Origin of the sequence: Bartonella vinsonii subsp. arupensis OK-94-513 (assembly GCF_000278235.1) — a bacterium.
In the GTDB taxonomy this organism is placed as follows: Bacteria; Pseudomonadota; Alphaproteobacteria; order Rhizobiales; family Rhizobiaceae; genus Bartonella; species Bartonella arupensis.
Genome location: NZ_JH725039.1, coordinates 37283 through 52385, shown reverse-complemented (window position 1 = coordinate 52385; position 15103 = coordinate 37283). Strand labels below are relative to the sequence as shown.

At 38.3% G+C, this 15103-nt stretch carries 9 protein-coding genes; all 9 read left to right on the top strand.

Going from position 1 to position 15103, the window contains the following annotated elements; translation table 11 throughout:
• Positions 1–149: 149 nt before the first annotated feature.
• Positions 150–3194, top strand: coding sequence for an autotransporter family protein (locus ME1_RS07305; RefSeq protein ID WP_004864998.1), 3045 nt, complete (start codon positions 150–152; stop codon positions 3192–3194).
• Positions 3195–3665: 471 nt separating this feature from the next.
• Entirely contained in the window at positions 3666–6257 is a 2592-nt protein-coding gene (locus tag ME1_RS07300) for an autotransporter family protein (protein ID WP_004864997.1), read from the top strand.
• Between the two features lie 626 nt (positions 6258–6883).
• Positions 6884–7174 carry a hypothetical protein gene (locus ME1_RS07730; RefSeq protein ID WP_004864996.1) on the top strand — a complete coding sequence of 97 codons (291 nt, stop codon included), beginning with the start codon at positions 6884–6886 and terminating at the stop codon, positions 7172–7174.
• Positions 7175–7670: 496 nt separating this feature from the next.
• The gene (locus ME1_RS08335; protein WP_280642151.1) at positions 7671–7793 is read left to right on the top strand and encodes a hypothetical protein; all 123 of its coding nucleotides are present in this window, start codon (positions 7671–7673) and stop codon (positions 7791–7793) included.
• A gap of 19 nt (positions 7794–7812) precedes the next feature.
• Positions 7813–7959 (top strand): hypothetical protein, encoded by a 147-nt coding sequence (locus ME1_RS08010; protein ID WP_155815203.1) that lies wholly within the window; start codon positions 7813–7815, stop codon positions 7957–7959.
• A 507-nt stretch (positions 7960–8466) separates the two neighbouring features.
• Positions 8467–8802 (top strand): hypothetical protein, encoded by a 336-nt coding sequence (locus ME1_RS07290; RefSeq protein WP_245256303.1) that lies wholly within the window; start codon positions 8467–8469, stop codon positions 8800–8802.
• Positions 8803–9196: 394 nt separating this feature from the next.
• Positions 9197–9511 (top strand): hypothetical protein, encoded by a 315-nt coding sequence (locus ME1_RS07285; protein WP_004864994.1) that lies wholly within the window; start codon positions 9197–9199, stop codon positions 9509–9511.
• A gap of 296 nt (positions 9512–9807) precedes the next feature.
• On the top strand, positions 9808–12393 hold the full coding sequence (locus ME1_RS07280; RefSeq protein ID WP_004864993.1) for an autotransporter outer membrane beta-barrel domain-containing protein: 2586 nt from the start codon (positions 9808–9810) through the stop codon (positions 12391–12393).
• A 189-nt stretch (positions 12394–12582) separates the two neighbouring features.
• Positions 12583–15103, top strand: a 2521-nt coding sequence (locus ME1_RS07275) for a hypothetical protein (protein WP_004864992.1), incomplete at its 3' end; no start/stop codon positions are given.

The following is a 15103-nucleotide window of genomic DNA, read 5'->3' as shown; positions in this document are numbered from 1 at the left end:
GTTTATTGAGATAATTCATTACACGGTTCCGATGAGCGGTAAATGCATTCTTTTGGTTCCACCTTTTTCGTATTTTGAGGTGCTTACCGGAGTGTTTTTATTAGAGCTTTTGTTTTCAATGAGAGGGGAAGAAAAGTTTCGAGGGAACTATGATTAAAGTTTTTCAAAATCGTGTGTATTTATATACTGTCACAACGGCTCTCTTTTCTTTATTTCAAAGTGGAATAGGGGTTTGTGCAAATACAGAGGAGAGTCGTGAGTTTTATACCGATGTCTTTCCGGTCATGACCGATATCGATGTTGCTGTGATCGGTAGGAATGGTGATATCGAAAGGAATAGAATCCATATTGATGGGCATGAATTCCCACCTTCCTTTAATAGCATTCCTAGGAGGAATAACTCGAACTTTCCTCTTAGGAGATATAGTGGATTGATGAAATATGGATATTCTAACGAGAACGGTAATCCGAAGCTTATAGTATATGATAGTTTATATTATATATGCGATGACTGCACAAGCGATACCATTGATAATCGATTTTATACGATTGCGAATCGTTCTAATCTTACTACTATAACAGTAAAAGGGATAGGTACAAAAGTTACGGGAAAAAATGTAAAGGTTAGTAGTCGAGTTTCTGATGAAACTTTTCTAGTGGGTGTGTCTGTAACAGAGAACGGAAAGATTGTTTTGGAAGATTCGGTTCTTAAAGGCACAAATATAGCTCTTCGTGCGAGTAATGGAGTGATTGAGGTAAAAAATGGAAAGATTAAGAAAAGTCATGAGGGTGTTGATGCAACAGATAATTCGTTTGTTCTTTTAGAAGATACAGAAATTAAGACTGCTAATGGAATCGCAAGTCTTTTAAGTTATGATAATTCAGAAGTTTGGATGTCAGGTGGATCAGTTGATTTTATGAACAGCCATGGGGTTTCTTCGATGTTAGGTGGAAAAATAAATCTCGAGAATGTTAAAATTACTGGGAAGAGTGACAAAGGCAAGGATCATGCGGTTGTGCGTATAGATTTAGGGGGGGAAGTTAATTTTAAAAATGTGATTATTGATGTTACTGATGTCCATGGCATATTATCAGAAAACACTGTAGCTACTTTTAATTCAATCCTGCCGCTTGAAGGCTTATCAGATAATATTAAGGCAACAGAGGTCAATATTGAATCTTCTGATGTTAAGGTGCGTGGAAACAACGCCTATGGTATATATTTTCAGAGAGGGAAACCAAGGGAAGAACTTAATAATGAAGAAGCTTCAAAGGAAGAGAAAACTCTAGGCAGATTGAAGGTTGTTAATTTGCAGAGGACAATGTTTTCAGCTCAGGATAATGCAATTTACAGTACCGACAAAACTTCTGGTGTTGTGAGTTTAACGAAAAGTTTCTTGAGTTCAGACAGTCTCCTTTTAAAAGCTGAGAAGGAATCTTCTGTGGCAGTTTTGGCTGTTTCTTCTACTCTTGAAGGAGGAGTTGATGTTGATGAGACTTCTACTGCTAAATTTTATTTGGGTGATGGCTCAACATGGATTTTACAAAAGAAACGATACAGAGAGCAGGGTAACGCTGGTTTGACAAAAGTTTCATCTGTTTCGCTCGTCAATCTTATAAGTGATAGTTCCATTAAGTTTACATCATCAAAACCTGACCAGAATTATAGTTATCAAACACTCAAAATTGGAAAAGGAACGGGTGAGGTTTATAAAGCAACAGATGGCGCGGATATTTATCTTAATACTTATCTGAATTCTGGGGGACCAATGAATAATCAAAACACGGATCGTGTTTTGATTTATGGGGATGTTGCTGGAAAAACGACAGTGCATGTGCAGGGTGTTTCAGGAAGTCCTGGAGCGCTTACGGGGAATGGTGGAAATGATGAAGGTATTTCAATCATTCAGGTTTCTGGAAGTGCGCATGAAGATTCTTTTCTGTTGGAAGGTGGTTATGTAACAGCAGGCCATTCTCCTTATCAGTATCAGCTTTATGCTTATGGACCGCAATCTGCTTTAGGGAAAGCGAGTACAGATCAAAGATTAGTTGAGGGTGAAGGAGACTTTTGGGATTTTCGTCTTGAAAATAGATATGTTGTTCCTAAACCAGATCCAGCACCGGCTCCAAGTCCAACGCCTCTGCCTCCAAGTCCAGCCCCCACACCGAGCCCAACGCCGCCTCCAGCTCCAGGACCAGCTCCGGAACCTCATCCTAAACCCGAAGTTAAGGCTGTTGTTCCGCAAGTTCCAACTTATTTGCTTTTGCCCAATGCCTTGTTTCAAGCGGGTTTGATGAATATTAACAGTCAAAACAATCGCTTAGAATCTTTACGAATTGCTTCTGGAGGATTGTTGAAAAGTGATGAACAGCCTGCCTTTTTTGTGGGCGGCTATGGTGGGAGTTATCGTTATGCTTCAAATCTGTCTGCGCTTGAATATGGTTATGGTGGTGAGCTGGATTATCATACTATAGAGGCAGGTGCTTTACTACAAACCATTGAGAATGCACATAGTAATGCATCTTTTGGGGTTATAGGGTCTTATGGAAAGCTTTCTCTACAACCTTTGGATGTTGAACAAAGTCAAAAGAGTACATTTGATAAATGGTCCGTTACAGCGTACGGCGGTATACAGCATGATGCGGGTTGTTATGTTGATGGTCTTCTCTCCTATGGTTTGTTTAAGGGGGATGTTGTTACTCTTGCACGGGGTAAGACAGCAACGTTAAAGGGAAAACCTCTCAGTGCTTCTGTGACTGCTGGTAAAATGTTTATGATAGGGGATGAAAGTTTTGTTGTTGATCCGCAGGTTCAGGTTGTTTATCAGCATCTCCACTTTGATAAGGCGCATGATGTTGATGACTTTGATATCGATATGGGGAAAGTTGATCAATGGGTAGCACGTGTTGGTGGTCGGTTAACCAAAACGCTTAGTGCAAGTGATGAGGCGCGTGTTGTTGCCTTCTATGGTAAGCTTCACCTTTCTCATGGTCTTGGAGGAAAACAATCCGTGCACTTTAAAGATGCTTTCCAGTTAGGAGCTTTTGGTTCTTCCCTAGAAGCTGGGTTAGGCTTTAATGCCAAATTGTCTCAAAAGTTTGCACTTCACGGTGATCTGAGTTATCAGCATAAACTGACTAAGGCCGGTTTTTCTGGAGCTAGTTTTTCCGGAGGAATCCGCTATCACTTCTAGGATAAGGTACAATACGTACCTTTATAGGAAAGGCAGCACAGTGTGCTGCCTTTTTCTTTTGTTTTATGTGTTCGTATTCTTACGAGTGTTTTTAAGAATGACATGTTTCCTATATTGTAAATGCGTTTTTCAGTTGTTTTAAATTCTTCTTGAAGAAATATGAAGTTAGATTTGTGTTCAGAAGTGCCAATTTTTCTCTTTTATAGCGATTTTTTAATAGAGGAAACTTGTTAAAATTGTTTTGGGTTCAATATTTTAGTGAATTTCACATCATTGTTCAATTGTTTTTCCATAAGTTCTTAATAAAAATGACAAGATTTAGAATGGGTATTTTGATTTAGTATTTACATAAAACACAAAACATACTATTTTTGAACAAAATATATCAACAAAACGTATTTATTGAAACGGCAATTCGAGCATACATAATATGCTTTTTTGTAAATTTATTGAAGAAACGACGGTAAAATTATGGTAAAACTATTGAAAAATCATTTGTCTTTCTATGCTTTCACAACAGCTATTCTTTTTTTTATACCTAATGTAAATGCTAGGGTACAAAGTGATACCAATGATATTAAGGTGCAAACTCGTGCTGTCGTTAATGCTCTGGTAGAAAATGGCAAGAATCAATTTACATGCAATGTAGATGCCCCATCTTATCGGTGTAAAACTCCTCAACCGCATCAAATTTTCAATAAAAAATATCAGAAATCTGATCAAAAAGCAGATGAAACTATCGCGCTGGAAGCATCTGGAAAAGGTACTTCTATTCATGGTAAGAATATAACTATTAGTGGTTCTCCAAATGCTGATGGTTCGAAAGAGAACTTTTGGGAGTACAGTGTAGTGGCAAGTGATGGGGGAAAGATTCATATAAAAGAAGGAGTGATTGACTTTACAAATGGTGTCGCAGTTAAAACAGTGAAAGGAGGAGCTGTTTTTTTGAATGACGTTTCTATTACAGGGCATGGTCAGTCAACGAATAGTGAAAATTCAGCTTTTTATATGTTTCATGCTGGTGGATATATAGACTTTAGTAAAGGTAAAGTTGATGTGACTGGTGCCCATGGCATTTTATCACGGGGGATAGATCATATGATTTATTTGAGGGACACCTCTGTTGCAGTGAGGGGGAGTGATACATTTTATGGTGTGTACTTTTTGTTCGATCGAGATGCTATACCTGCTGACAGGAGAAGGTTAGGGGTGAATGTTGTTCATTTAACGGGAACTTCTTTTATAGTTCCAAACAGTACAGCTGTTTATAGCACCAAGTGGAATAGTTTCGTTAGAGCTTCAAAAGGATCAATACTGTCTGGTGATGTATTGGTGAAAGCTGATGGTAATTCGCGTATATCATTGTCAACAGATGCATCTATACTTAAAGGAGGAGCTCGAATTATAGATGGAAATTCTATTATTGCGGTGGAGTTAACGGATAATTCAAAATGGATTTTATCGCAACCTAAATATGAAAAATTACAGAGTTCGGACTCTGTAGGTGTTTCATCGATTTTAGAGGTAGAGCTTTCTGACAGTTCTATTGTTTTTGAAAAACTCACAGAGAACAGAGATGATGGTTATCAAACACTTCAAGTTGGAGAAGGACACAGGGATCTTTATCGTCCGTGGAGGGGTGTTTATAGGGTAAAGAAAGGTGATGCACATCTTTATCTCAATACATACTTAAATAAGGGGGGAGCTCTTCAAAATCAAAAGACGGATCGTGTTTTAATTTATGGTGATGTTGAAGGGAAAACAACAGTGCATGTGCAAATTGTTCCTGGAAGTCCAGGAGAATACACGGGAAGTGGTGGAAATGACCAAGGGATCTCACTTATTCAGGTTTCTGGAAAGGCAGAAAAAGATTCTTTTCGGCTAAATAATGATTATGTTACAATGGACGGTTTGCCTTATCAGTATAGGCTTTATGCTTATGGTCCGGAATCTACTTTAGGGAAAGCGAATCCTGCTCAAAGGTTAGTTAAGGGTGAAGGAGAGTTTTGGGACTTTCGCCTCGAGAATAGGTATGTTGGTTTTGTGTCTAAGCCTATTCCGGAGTCTCGCCCTTTGCCTTATCCAGAATCCAGTGTTAAGGCTGTTGTTCCACAAGTTCCGATTTATTTGCTCTTACCAAATAGTGTATTTCATGCTGGTTTGATGGATATCAACAATCAAAACAGGCAGTTGGAGATATTGCGAACTCCTTCCAGTGGAATGGTAGAAATGCATGAAAAGCCTACTTCATTTTTGCGTGGTTATGGTGGGAGCTACCGTTATGTTTCAGATCTGTCTGCGCTTGAATATGGTTATGGTGGTGATCTTAGCTATAATGCTGTAGAAGCAGGTATTTTGCTGCACACAATCGAAAATGCTAACACTGCTATATCTTTTGGGGTTATGGGAACTTATGGAAAGCTTTCTCTACAACCAGTGGATGTTGAACAAAGCCAAAAGAGTACATTTGATAAATGGACTGCTACAGCATATGGAAGCATGCAGCATGATGCGGGGTTCTATGTGGATAGTCTTCTTTCCTATGGTGTATTCAAAGGTGATGTTGTCACTCTTGCACGTGGTAAGACAGCAACATTAAAAGCAAATCCTTTCAGCGTTTCGTTGACTGGTGGTAAAGCATTTGCAACGGGATATGAGGGTTTTGTTGTTGAGCCGCAGGTTCAGGTTGTTTATCAGCATCTCCACTTTGATAAGGCTTACGATATTGACAAGTTTGACATTGAGATGGGGAAACTGGGTCAATGGGTAGCGCGTGTTGGTGGACGTTTGTCCAAGATGTTTTCTGCATCTGAAAAGGAACGTGATGTTTCTATGTACGGAAAACTTTATTTTACGCATGCTTTTGAAGAAAAACAAACTGTGCATTTCAAAGATGCTTTCCAGTTAGGAGCTTTTGGTTCTTCTCTAGAAGCTGGATTGGGCTTTAATGCCAAATTGTCTCAAAAGTTTGCGCTTCACGCAGATCTGAGTTATCAGCATCAGCTTAATAAGGCTGGTTTTTCCGGAATTAGTTTTTCTGGTGGATTGCGCTACCGTTTTTAGTTTCATTCTATTTTGATCACTTCTTTATAGCCCCACAAGCTATACTTGTGGGGCTATTTTTAAAATTTTCTGCTCGTGTTTTAATGCGTTTTTTACATGTTTTTAAAATGTTAAAATACTTTTTTATGGAGCTTTTTTACTGTTTTGTCTAAAAATAAGATGAGACTTGTATGCTCAATGGTTTCCAATTTTTGCTTTTTATCATGATTATTTTGATTAGTATGAATTTATAAGCTGTTTTTAAAGAACTGCTTTTGAGCCAATGTACTTTTATTTTTAGCTGTGTTTTTACGCGTTTTTTTATGAAAGTTACAATTTTGGATTGTGGCCTTTTTAGTCTTTTTTGGGTTTTGGTTTTACATAAAGCACAGAATGGATTAATTAAATGCAAAACGTATTTTATATATTGTGCGCCATAAAAGCAAATTAAGCAAAACACGTATTTTCGTTTTTCATAGGAAGAGGAAGAAAGTTTGCAATAGATTTGTGATCAAAATATCTAAAAATCATTTCTCTTTATATTGTTTTACAACGATTTTTCTTTTCTTTGTAGAGAGCGCTGATGCAAATATTTTATCTTCTGATAAGGAGTGGTTTTCATGTAGTGAAAGTGTGTTAGTGAAAGTGTGTCATTTTATCGGTGCAACTATGGTAAATGGCACGAAATTTCCAATAAAACTTATCAACTCACGGGTGAAGTAAGTGATGGAGTTATAGGCGCATTTGGAAAAGAGACAGTGATTGAAGCGGAGAAAATAACCATTAACAGTATTTCGAGTGCAAATGGTCATGCGTCAAAAAGCCCTTGGACAACTGGTGTAAAAGTATCTGAAGGAGGAGTTACTCCCATTTATTCTACCTTAACAGGACTTTCAATAGGTGAAGATGTTGATGATGATGGAGCATTTGAGATGTGAGGTGGATTGCTTCATTCAACCCGAATGGGTGTCAGTGTAGCTGGTGAACAGTCGTTTGTTTTTTTTACGTGATGTAAAAATTAAAACGAGTATGCATGCAATAAGTCTTTTGAGTCAGGTGAGCGAAAATTGAAATGGAAGGAAGATTGATTTTACCAATGATATTGCTGTTCAAACAAGCGGAGGCAGAAAAGTTATTTTAGAGGAAATTTCTATTATAAGAAGGGGCAGTCAATTGGCAAATAAAGGCAGTTATGGTAAAAATCCCGCTTTTCATATGCCTCAAGGTAGTGGTTCTATTACTTTTCAGAGCGGATGAGTTCATGTTACCAATGTGCATGGCCTTTTAGTACAGGGAAATAGTAATAATACTGCTTATCTTAAAAATTCCACTCTTATGGTCAGAAAACAGGATTTTAATGGGATAAACTTTATTTGAGAAGCGCAATTTGATGAGGGGGAAAAAACAGTTTTATCCGGAAAGGGGAATGTTCATTTGACCAAGACAAATTTTATGGTTCCAGAAAGCGCGGCTCTTTATAGTCGCAAATTCGAGAGTCTTGTTCAACTCTCACAAGGTGCAAAAATTTCTGGAGATTTATTGCTGCAGTTTGGATGAAAATTCTCATGTAAAGATTATGGCAAATGCTTCTACCCTTGTAGGGGGAGTTCGTGTTGACAAAAGTTCTATTGCTGCACTGCAGCTAATAAATGGTTCTCAATGGATTTATCACGACCAAGATATGAAAAATAGCAACATCTTACTTCGTTTTACTCCCAATTGAGGGATTATTCATCCATTTCATCGATCGATCTTGTTGATAGTTCTCTTGTTTTTGAAGGGCTAAAATCTAAAAAACAGATGTTTATCAAACACTTCTTGTTGGAGAAGGATCAGGTGAAGTTTATCGCATGCAAGGAAAAGTGCATCTTTATCTCAATACATATCTGGATAAAGGGGGAGCACTTCAAGACCAAAAAACTGATCGGATTTTAATCCATGGCGACGTTTCTAATGAAACGATCATTCATGTGCGAAGCGTTCTTGGAAGTTTAGAGAATATACGGAGAAGCATGGAAATAACAAGGGGATCTCACTTATTCAGGTTTCTGGAAAGGCAGAAAAAGATTCTTTTCAGTTAAACGACGGTTATATAGTACCGTACGGTTCACCTTATCAGTGCAGGCTCTATGTTTATGGACCTAGGTCTCATTTAGGAGAAACAGATTCTGCTCAAAGGTTGGTTGAAGGTAAAGGAGAATTTTGGGATTTTCGTTTCGAAAGTGAGTTTGTGCTTTCTTCTTCTTTTGATGATACGGATTTGCTTCTTATCCCTGATTTCATTTGGTCTGGTTATCCTTTTCTTCCTGTATCAGATTTTCGTGTGACTACAGGAGTTGGAGATCCTGTCATTGGACCTAAGGTTCTGTGGCGTTCTTCTGCTTCTCATCCTCTTTCTGTTACACCTAGTGTTCCTTTTTCTGAATCTGTTTGTCCTGTTGTTCCACAAGTGCTAACGTATCTGCTTTTGTCAAATGCTTTGTTTCGGATTGGCGTTGTGGATCTTAACAATCAAAATAAGCAGTTAGAAACGTTAGGCACTGTTTTTCGTCAGTTATTAAATTGATAACAGTCCTGTTTTGTTTCTGTACGGTTACTCTAGAAATTACCATTACACTTCCAATTTGTCTGCATTTGAATATGGTTATGGGGGCGATCTTGATTATCATGCCAGAGAGGCAAGCATTTTACTTAAAACAATCGAGAGTGAGTACAGTTCTACTTCTTTTGGAATTATGGAAACATTTCTTTGCGACCTCGAGATGTCAAACAAAACCAAGAAAGTACATTTGATAAATGGACAGTGCCCGCATATAGCACAGTATGCAGCATGATATGGGGTTTTATATAAATGGTTTGTTCTCTTATGGTCTCTTTAATGGGAGTGTTTTTACTCTTACACGAGGAAAGACGGCAACACTAAAGGGAAATCGCTCACTTCTTCCGTGGCTGCTGGTAAAATGTTTATGATAGGGGATGAAGGCTTTGTTGTTGATCCGCAAGTTCAGGTTGTTTATCAACACCTTCAGTTCGGTAAAGCACATGATGTTGATGTTTTCGAGATTAAGATTGGAAAACCCGAGCACTGGATAATACTTGTTGGTGGGCGTTTAACCCAGACATTTGCTTTGGTTAAAAAGCATAGGTCGTTTCTTTCTATAGTAAGTTGCATTTTGTTCGTGATTTTAGTGGTGAACAATTTGTGCATTTGGGAGATGCCTTTCAGTTTGGTGCTTTGGTTTTTTCTTGAGATGTTGGATTTGATGTTCATGTGAAATTGTCTTCAAAATTTACATTTTATAGTGATTTGATTTACCCGCATAAACTTACCAAGACTGGTTTTTCTGGAACGTATTTCTCTGGTAGATTAAAGTATCATTTTTAATTGTTTCTTTTCTTTGACACATTCTCTGTAAAATTCACAGGCACAACATGACTTTATTGTGTTATTTTTTTGATTTTTGCTTTACATATAATTCAAAATGAACTACTGGAACGCTCCGTAATGGAGCAATCAGTAGATATGTCTCTTTAGTTTTTAATGAGGGTGAAAGAAGAAAGTTTATAGTAAATGATGATTAAAATATTAAAACGCCATGTATGTTTGTGTGCCCTTACAACATCTGTTTTTTTCTTTGTGCATAATATAGATGTTAAAGCACAGAATGTTACTTCGTGTAATGCATATAGAACGAGCGAAGGACATGGGCGTGTTGATCCGTCTTATGCAGATTTTTTGGGGACTGGTTCTATCGAGACTAGGGTTGTAAAGTCTGAAAAAATAGTTCTTGGTGCGGGAAAAGAGGCAAATTCAAGATCTGGTGAGACCCTGAAATTTAAAAAATCTCAAATTACAACAGAGGTTGTTGCAGATCCAAAGGTAGTGACCGTTTTAGATAAAATTTCAGTTACTGGAAATGGCAAAAAAGGAAATGGCCTTCATAGTGGCATAGCGCATGCAGTTTTTGGTGTGAAGCAAGGGGGCTCTCTTATTGTTAAAGATAGTAATATTACTGTCACTAATGCTTATGGTCTAGTGGGTGAGAGTGCGCCGGCTGTTTTTTCTAGTGATAAGTCTTTGTCAGATCCGCAAAACACATCTCAGTTTTTTATTGAGAACTCTAGTATTACTATCAGGGGGCATAAAGCTCGTGGTCTATATTTTCAGGGGGGGCTCTCAGATCATGAATATATAGAAGGAGAGCTGCTTTCTAGATTAGGGGATTTTCAATTTAAGAAAACTACTTTTAAAGTTCTAGATGGTACGGCTGTTTATGTTGATGATTCTCGAAGGTTCCCTTATGTTAAGGCAACAGATGGATCCCGTATTTTTGCTAATCTGTTATTAGATGCCAAGAATAACTCAGTGGTGGGAATTGAAGCTAATAATTCTTTTCTCGTAGGTGGAACGCGTGTTGATAAGAATACTTATGCTGAATTGGTATTGTATAATAAATCGCAATGGACAGTGTCACCAGAAAAAAAACATAAGGATTCGCAGAATACAGATTCGTCAATTTCCTTTATAAGGCTTGATGACAGCTCCATCGTTTTTAAAAAACCACAAGATGGTAATTATCAGACACTTCATGTTTGGGGGTTGGATGGTTATAAGAGCTTAGAGAACTTTTACGTTGCAAAGGGTAATGCACGGCTTTTTGTAAATGCTCATCTGGATTTGGGGGCTCCAAGCAAAGGGATAAAAGCTGATAAGCTTTTAATCTATGGTGATGTTGAGGGAAAAACTAAGGTTTATGTCGTAGATGCTTCTGCAGATTCAAAGAAAAGCAAGGGGCATACCCAAGATGAGCAAAAAGATATTCAGAGTGTTTCCATCGTTCAGGTTTATGGAAAAGCGGAGGCAGACTCCTTTAAATTAGCAAATAATTACGTAGCTTTAAGAGGGGCACCTTATCGGTATCGTCTTAAGGCTTATGGACCAAGTTCTTCTCTAGGAAAAGCAAAAGATGAGAACAGACTGGTTACGCAAAGATCAGGTAATGGTAATGGTGATTTTTGGGATTTCCGCCTTGAAGCTGAATATGTGAAGCGTTCTTCTCGCCGCTCTTCTTCTCAGTTGACAAAGAAAGTTTTTATTCGCCGTGTACCTCGTTCTGTTGGATCTCGTGCTGATTATAATTCTATTATAGCCAATCCTGAGGCTTCAGTTCTTCATTCTGATGGAGATGTTAGAGCCGTTGTTCCACAAGTTCCAACATATCTGCTTTTACCAAATGCTTTATTTCAGACTGGTTTGATGGATGTCAACAGTCAGAACGAGCAGATGGGAACATTGCGTACTGCTGTTGGAGGGCTTTTAGAAAAGAGTGAAAATCCTGCTTTTTTTGTGCGGGGTTATGGGGGAAGTCAGCGTTATGTTGCGGATCTTTCTGCGCTTGAATATGGTTTTGGAGGAAATTTTCATTATAATGCTGTAGAGGCAGGGTTTTTGCTCACGACACTTGAGAGTGCACATCGTACCACAACCTTTGGAATTATGGGGACTTATGGAAAAATGTCACTACAGCCTCGGGATATTGTAGAGAGCAAAAAAAGTGCATTTGATAAATGGTTGGTTACAGCATACGGTAGCATGCGGCATGATACCGGCTTTTATCTGGATGGTCTCCTTTCTTATGGCTTGTTTCAAGGTGATGTCCTAACTCTTGCAAGGGGAAAAACGACAACATTGAAGGGAAATCCTCTGAGTGCTTCATTGATTGGCGGTAAGGCGTTTGTGACAGGATATAAAGGTCTTATTTTTGATCCGCAGGTTCAAGTTGTTTATCAACATCTCCACTTTGATAAGGCATCTGATATCGATGGATTTGATATTGAGATGGGAAAACCTGATCAGTGGGTGGTGCGTGTTGGTGGACGTTTAACTAAGACACTGTCTGCATCTGAGAAGGGCCGCGTTTTTTCTTTCAATGGAAAGCTTCATCTTGTTCATAGTTTTGGAGAAAAACAATTTGTGCATTTGGGGGATGCCTTTCAGTTGAGTGCTTTTGGTTCTTCTTTAGATGCTGGATTGGGGTTTAATGCGCAATTATCGCCAAAATTTTCAGTGCATGGAAACGTAACCTATCAGCATAAGCTTAGTAAAGCCGGTTTTTCAGGAACAAGCTTTTCTGGAGGTATTCGCTACCGTTTTTAGTTAGACATGAAATAGAGGGTAAGTTTTAATAAGTGTAATGTATTTTATATGAAAGTATTAAAAGCACACCTTTAGCTTTTTATTTCTTGCTCTTCAAATGTTTAACTTAGCTGTATCGCGGTTATTATTTGTTTTTATTATAAAGGGGGGGGATTCTATATTGATGGGGGGGAGAGGGGTTACAATAGAATGATAGTTAAAAATTATAGGTTTTTATATACTCTTACAACGGCTGCTTTTTCTTTTTTGCCAATAATGAGCGCTTATGCGAAGTCTAGTGATTCTAGAGTTACATGTAATGATGCGGAGAGTGTTTATAAATGTGCGGATGGTACAAAACATACAATTAGAAGTAAAACCTATTCTTTAAAAAGTGTTCACGGACATTCTCCTAGCTCTCCTCCCATTGCATCTATATATGTAGAAAAGGAAGGGACAGTTATTAATGCATCTCAGATGATTTTCATGGGTGATAAACCAAATACGATATCGTCATATGGGGGCTATGTAAAAGATAATGGCAAGCTTGTTCTAAAAGATTCAACTTTTGCAGATATACCTGCTCTTCGTGCTCAGAATGGAGTCATTGAGATGACAGATGGGAAGATTGGGGGGATTTCTCACGCTATTTATGCATCGGGGAAAAAAGCAGATATTGCTTTAGTTCGTGTAAATGTTGAGATTGTACCAGATAATTTGAATGCGAAAGATATAGGTATTGTTAGTGGTTTTAGTGCCTTTGTTAGGATGTCAGGTAGCACTGTTACTTTTAAGGAGATTGGCGCGTTTTCATCACAATACGGGGGGAGATATCTTCTTGATAATATGACCATTAAGGGAGAGGGAAAAAAATATACTGTTCTAGTTGATAATAAAAATATCGATAAATTACCAGAAGCTTTTGATATATCGCAAGGTGGGGATGTTCATTTGAGGGATAATTCTATTCAACTTACCGATATGCATGGTTTTTTTATTGAAAATTTTACAAGTTTTGGAGATGGTAGTGGTAATTTGCTTCAGGAATATAATTCATCAAATAGCTTCAAAAAGACAGATATTAAAATTGAAAGCTCGAATATTACTATACAGGGGGAAAAAACTTATGGTTTGTATTTTAATGCGGTAGGTCCAAGAGAGTTTTCTGAACGGTTAAATGTAAGCGATGAAAAACTTTCAGAAGCGCACGGGGACGTCATCGGAACCGCATCTGTTTCTTTATCAAAGACAACTTTTACAGTTCAGGATGGTATCGCCATTTATAGTACTGGACCTGATGGTTATGGAGCTGAATCTACTCTTGAGTTATCTGAAGGAACAAGGATCTCTGGTGATTTATTGTTGAAAGCTGACAATAACTCTTCCATAACTGTTAAGGCTAGCGATACCACCCTTACAGGGGGGGTACGTGTTGAAGATATTTCTACTGTTCATTTACAGTTAACGCGTAGCTCGACATGGTATCTCAAAAAAAGCAAAAAAGATTCACAGGAAAATAATTCTACAGATTCATTTCTCTCATCGCTAAGCCTCTTAGATAGTACTGTTATTTTTAAGAAAGATAGTTCTAACAATTATCAAACACTGCGCATTGGAACAACGACGAATATATTTGAAAGAGATGGATATGGGATAGGCGAGGCAGTATTTGAGGGCTCTGATTACAAGCAACCAGTGTATAGTGCAAAGGGAAATTCTCGGATTAAGCTCAGTGCATTTTTGAATGATGATGGTTCATTTGATACACAAAAAACCGATCGCGTTTTGATTTATGGTGATGTTGAGGGAACGACTCTCATAGAAATGCAAGATTTTCCCAGAATTTCAGAAAAAAAGATAAAGGATGGGAAAGATCAAAGTGTTTCACTTATTCAAGTTTCTGGGAAAGCGACGGAAGATTCTTTTAAACTCATGGATCGTTATGCTACAATAAATGGTTTCCCTTATCAATATCGTCTTCGTGGCTATGGTCTAGGATCTTCTTATGGACAAGCAGATCCCAAAAATAGATTAGTTGCAGGTGAAGGAGATTTTTGGGATTTTCGCCTTGTAGGTATCTATATAAATCCCAAAGATGGTTCTTCTGAAACTGAGACTATTAAACCTGTTTCTACGGATCTCACTGCCCCTTCATCTACTCCATCTTCTCCGACGGAGTCTTCTTCATCTGGGAAGCCGCCTGTCTCTGTTCCAGATGTTCCAGTTACGCCTTCTTCGATTGAGCCATCTGTACCTGTACCATCCTCTACTCCTATAGATTCTACATCTGCATCATCTCCGTCTTCTTCAGTTGAGCCTTCTTCTGTACCTGAACCTGTTCCGGATGTTCCATCTACACCGATTTTACCAACACCTTCTCCAGCGGCACCATCTGATCCAGTAGTTCCTCAATCTCCTGTGGCTCCTGTGCCTGAGTTACCTGTTCCTTCGGTTCCATCTACACCTATTCCTCCAACGCCTTCTCCAGCTGTCCCCTCTGAACCAGTAGATTCTCAGCCTACAGATCCTACACCTCCTCCCTCTACACCTCTTTCACCAACGTCTTCACCAGTTGCGCCGGTTCCTATTAAGCCTGATATTCAAATCGTGCCAAAAATTAGGGCTGTTGTTCCGCAATTGCCAACTTATCTCCTCTTACCAAATGCCTTATTTCATGCCGGCTTTATGGATCTTACTACCCAAAATAAAAAATTGGAGACAATACGAAACT